5 protein-coding genes are annotated in these 4,345 nt (G+C 48.1%); 1 reads left to right on the top strand and 4 read right to left on the bottom strand.

All coding sequences use genetic code 11. The features are described 5' to 3' along the window. Positions 1-1,054 (bottom strand): argininosuccinate lyase (gene argH / locus JF818_RS01095; RefSeq protein ID WP_198890151.1); only part of this gene is annotated, 1,054 nt, incomplete at its 3' end. 92 nt (positions 1,055-1,146) lie between these two features. Here argH and JF818_RS01100 point away from each other — a divergent pair. Next, positions 1,147-2,097, top strand: a complete 951-nt coding sequence (locus tag JF818_RS01100) for a hypothetical protein (RefSeq protein WP_198890152.1) — start codon at positions 1,147-1,149, stop codon at positions 2,095-2,097. A 23-nt stretch (positions 2,098-2,120) separates the two neighbouring features. Here JF818_RS01100 and trxA read toward each other — a convergent pair whose 3' ends face one another. The 3 genes from trxA to JF818_RS01115 form a co-directional block, all read right to left on the bottom strand. Next, the gene (gene trxA, locus JF818_RS01105; protein ID WP_198890153.1) at positions 2,121-2,441 is read right to left on the bottom strand and encodes a thioredoxin; all 321 of its coding nucleotides are present in this window, start codon (positions 2,439-2,441) and stop codon (positions 2,121-2,123) included. A 70-nt stretch (positions 2,442-2,511) separates the two neighbouring features. Then, positions 2,512-3,279 (bottom strand): class III extradiol ring-cleavage dioxygenase, encoded by a 768-nt coding sequence (locus tag JF818_RS01110; protein WP_198890154.1) that lies wholly within the window; start codon positions 3,277-3,279, stop codon positions 2,512-2,514. A gap of 67 nt (positions 3,280-3,346) precedes the next feature. Next, on the bottom strand, positions 3,347-3,991 hold the full coding sequence (locus JF818_RS01115) for a class I SAM-dependent methyltransferase (RefSeq protein WP_198890155.1): 645 nt from the start codon (positions 3,989-3,991) through the stop codon (positions 3,347-3,349). Positions 3,992-4,345 lie beyond the last annotated feature (354 nt).

Consider the following 4,345-nt stretch of genomic DNA (forward strand, 5'->3'; position numbering starts at 1 on the left):
CTTGTAGACCATCCATCATCCTACCGAAAATCTGTACCAGCTGCCATGTTGCCTTTGTGCCAGCCAGCAACGGTTCCTTGGTATCTTGGAAATCACGGTTGTAACCGGAGGGGAGGCTCCTGATAATCGATTTTACCCTTGCCGCGCAACTGGAAACCACTGAGGAACGACTTCTTGCAAGTTCAAGTCCATCTGGATTCTTCTTCTGTGGCATGATGGAAGAACCTGTACAGAGCTCCTTGGGAAGGGAGAAATACCCAAATTCAGGAAGGGTGAACAGGATCAAGTCCTGGGCAAGCTTGCTTAGGGTAAGTGCAATATAATCACAACCATCGAGAAGGATTGCCTCAAACTTACCCCTGCTGTTGTTTGCATACAGGACATTGTTTTGCACACGGGTGAAGCCCATCTGCTCGGCGGTGAATTGCCTGTCCAACGGCAAAGGAACTCCATAACTGGCTGCAGAGCCAAGAGGGCTCTGATCGAACAGCCAAGAGAGGTGCATCATATGCTGTGCCTCATCATAGAGCTCCTCAGCATAGCTTGCTGCCCAGAGCCCAAGGGAAGATGGCATGGCAATCTGCATATGGGTGCGCCCAGGCATGGGAACCTCTGCATACTTCTCTGCGAATGAGAGCAGAGTCTCACAGAGCTCTCCGGTAGCCCTGCAGAGCTTTAGGGTGAATTCACGCATCCAAATTCTCAGGGCAGTCTGTACCTGGTCATTCCTACTCCGTCCTGTATGAATTTTCTTCCCCACTTCACCATATTCATCGGTCAGGAAGCCCTCGATAGCCGTATGGCAATCTTCATTTTCTTTCGTAATGGGAAATGAGTCTTCCATCTTAAGGGAAATGATTTTTTTCAAACCCTCTTCCAATGATGCAAGTTCCTCTGCATCCAGGATTCCTATATGATGCAATCCTCGTGCATGAGCGATAGAACCTAGGCAATCGGCGATAACCAGTTGCTGGTCCAGAATGTAATCGTTGCTGACGGTGAATTCCTCCATCAAGGAATCGAGTGAATAATCTTTCTGCCAAAGCTTGGACATCTGTGTGCAGCCTCCATGAATGAGGAAAGTCTATTGGCTATCACCATGCCTGTCAATTGAAGCAAAGACACATCATTCATGACTTCTGTACTATGAGATATTTAGTACTTGCCATATTACTTACCATTTTTCTCTGCATTGGATGTGGGTGCGACCACCAAGGCCCTAGTCCCATCAATCTACTGAGTGCAGTAGACAGTACGCCACCTACCCTGCTGGCAATAAGCTCTCTCGACCAGTATTCTGCACTTCTTCTCTTTGATGAACCCATTAATGAGCATGAAGTCCTCCTCCAAACAAGAGGAAATGGGATTGCAAGCAAGCTGGTAGAACGTGCTTCCCTGACCATTACTTTCAAGGAGGCTATGAGTCTGGGTGAATCGCTCCCACTGGAAGGAAGAGTCGAGGACCACAGAGGCAACAGTGCCAGTTTCTCCCTCCTGCTCTGGGCAAAAAACACCAATCCCCCCTCCCTCTTGATCAACGAAATCTCTACCAAGGGGTCCGAGAACAACCCTGACCGAGTGGAAATATTCGTGACCAAGCGGGGAAATCTTGGAGGGGTAACCTTATTTGCAGGAACCGAACAGGAGTACACAGACCGAATCATCTTCCCTGAGGTATGGGTCGAGCGAGGGGATTACCTCGTGGTTGCCTTCTCCAAAGGAGAAATAGCTACTGGGACATACCGCTCAGAAAGCCAGGCAGGATTGAGTGCAAACAATGGATGCTTGACACTAGCGGTAAGTCCGCAGTGGGATGGGACTTTACTTGATGCAGCCATATGGGGGAACCATACCACACAAACCCATGAGGGGTTTGGATCAAGGACACTTCTAGAACAAGTGCAGTATCTCGCAGAGAATGGACATTGGAACAGCAGGGATGCTGGAGGATCCATCAACAGTAGTGACAGCACTGCCACCAGGACCATGTGCAGAGACACGCAGAAAGATACAAATAGCTTGGATGACTGGTATATTTGCGCTACGCGTAACGCATCATTCGGTAAAAGGAATGCAGAGGAACGCTACCAGGATTGATGGGGAGTTGCCTCCCCATCTCATTACAGATGTTGTTTGACGAATCCTTCAATTACCGAAAGGGAGGCTGCACCCATTCTCTGGTCAACCACCTCTCCATCCTTGAAAAGCATCAAGGTGGGAATTGAATTTACATTGAACATGTTTGCGAGACTTCCTGCCTCGTCCACGTTCACTTTCGCGACTTTCAGGGTATCTGCATACTTTTGTGCGAGCTGCGATACCGCTGGTCCGATCATTTTACAGGGACCACACCAAGGGGCCCAGAAATCCACCAATACCAGCTTGTCAGCCTGGAGTATTTCCTCTTTGAAGTTGTCGTCAGTTACGATCATTTCACTCATTGGTTTTGCTCCTCATCTAGCTAGCATAGTATCGGCAAATGGACAAAAAAGAAAGGGAGAATCCTTACAATCAACTCCAGTGGAATGCGACCGCCCTGCGTTCAATGATCTTGTCATCGAAAACCAGGTCAGCAGCTCCTCCCGCAAGGGACTGGCAGACGAGCAGTGGCAGCAGATGCTCCTCCCTTGGGTGACAATATCTGGCATAGGGAGCTCTCTCCCACTGTATCAATGCCTGCTTCCTGTTCTGGATTGCAGTCTCCATACAGCAAGTCTCAATGAGGAAGTCCTGGAATGCATGGTTTTGTTCATCATCCTCCCTCCAGAATTGCCGCATGTTATGAAACGAAAACCCTGAACCAAGAAAGAGAATATCTTCATCGAGCAATGGCCTGAGTTTTTCACCCAGCCTCCAGTGTTCAGCAGCTGAAAGGGAAGAGAGAAGTGAGAGCTGTATGGTGGGAATAGAGGCATCTGGATACATCAGGCTGAGTGGAATGAACATCCCATGGTCAAAACCACGTTTCTCATCCAAGACAGCGTTACCGAGCAGATCTGCGATCTTCTTGGCGAGAGCAGGACTACCCATAGCTGGGTAGGTAATCTCATATGCCTCTTTAGGAAAGCCATAATAGTCATATACCAATGGAGGGATTGGGGAAGCGGTAAGTGTGGGTATCTCTTCCTCCCAATGAGCACTCACCACGACGATGGCCTTTGGCCGTGGCAGATCTTCTCCAAGCTGTCTCATGAACCGTACCATCGCTCTATGAGAAGGGTCACCCAAGAGGGGAAGGGGCCCCCCACCGTGAGAAAGATAGACAACGTTCGCTTTCATCCATATCCTCCCTTGCCCTGCCAGTATACAACAGGATAGTACATAAGGACAGCAAACCAGTAGGACCTTATGAACGCGAGAAGAACATAAGATTACGGTCAATGATCGTATAGCCACAGGAGAGTATGTTTTTCGCTATCCAGGCAATTGTCTCCTCATGGTAGAAAAACACGTGGGTGGCATCATTCTTGTAATGCCAGCGATCAAAGTCGATATGGTCGGGAATCAACGTAGTCCTACAATACAAGGTTCCTCTTGGTTCCAACAATCCCAAGAGTTGGCAAAATGCTGTCTTGGGATTATGGAAGTGCTCGATTACCTCACAGGCAACAATGAAGCGATACTGCGCTTCCAATACAGACAGATCGGGGTGAAAAAATGGATCGTAGAGATACATGTTGTACCCCCTCTCTTGAAGCATGTGAGAGATAACAGGCCCACTCCCGGCTCCAAAATCCAGTCCCCTATGAGAAGGGTTCTGTCTTGATTCGATCAGATTCACCAAAGGCCGTACAAAATTCTGATATCGGGGATCATGCACATCATTATTATGCCCAAGATAGAAATCCCATTCCTCTTTTGGACCAAGTAACTGGTCCCGATCCATGGAAATACCCTTACAAATGGGGCAATGGGCATAGGACGACGGGCCAGCTTGTATCAAGGGAATTGCTGGATAGTGGCAAAGGGGGCAATCTTGGGTTCTGTGCATGCCCCACCCTACCATAATCAGGGTTCCCTGTCATTGGGAGACAAGCTTGGAAAACCTTCTTCGCTTTGCCAGAACATTAAGCTGTTGGTGTGTGCATTTGAGTTCATTTCCATCTCAAAGATTTTCACTATGCATCTTGCTCATGATACATCAACCACACTCGAAAGAAAGGTATGATACAGCAGAATTTGCGTGCTACACTATATACAGGCTATGAGAGAAACAGATACTTGAAAACAAGCTGACTGGAACCAAGGAGCAAATACCGTGCCCAAGAAGACTGACACAAATAACAACGTGAAACGAACCAAGAAATCCACACGAACACAAAAAACAAAGGGTAAAGTGATAGAG

Source organism: Sphaerochaeta sp. S2, assembly GCF_016406725.1.
Lineage (GTDB): Bacteria > Spirochaetota > Spirochaetia > Sphaerochaetales > Sphaerochaetaceae > Sphaerochaeta.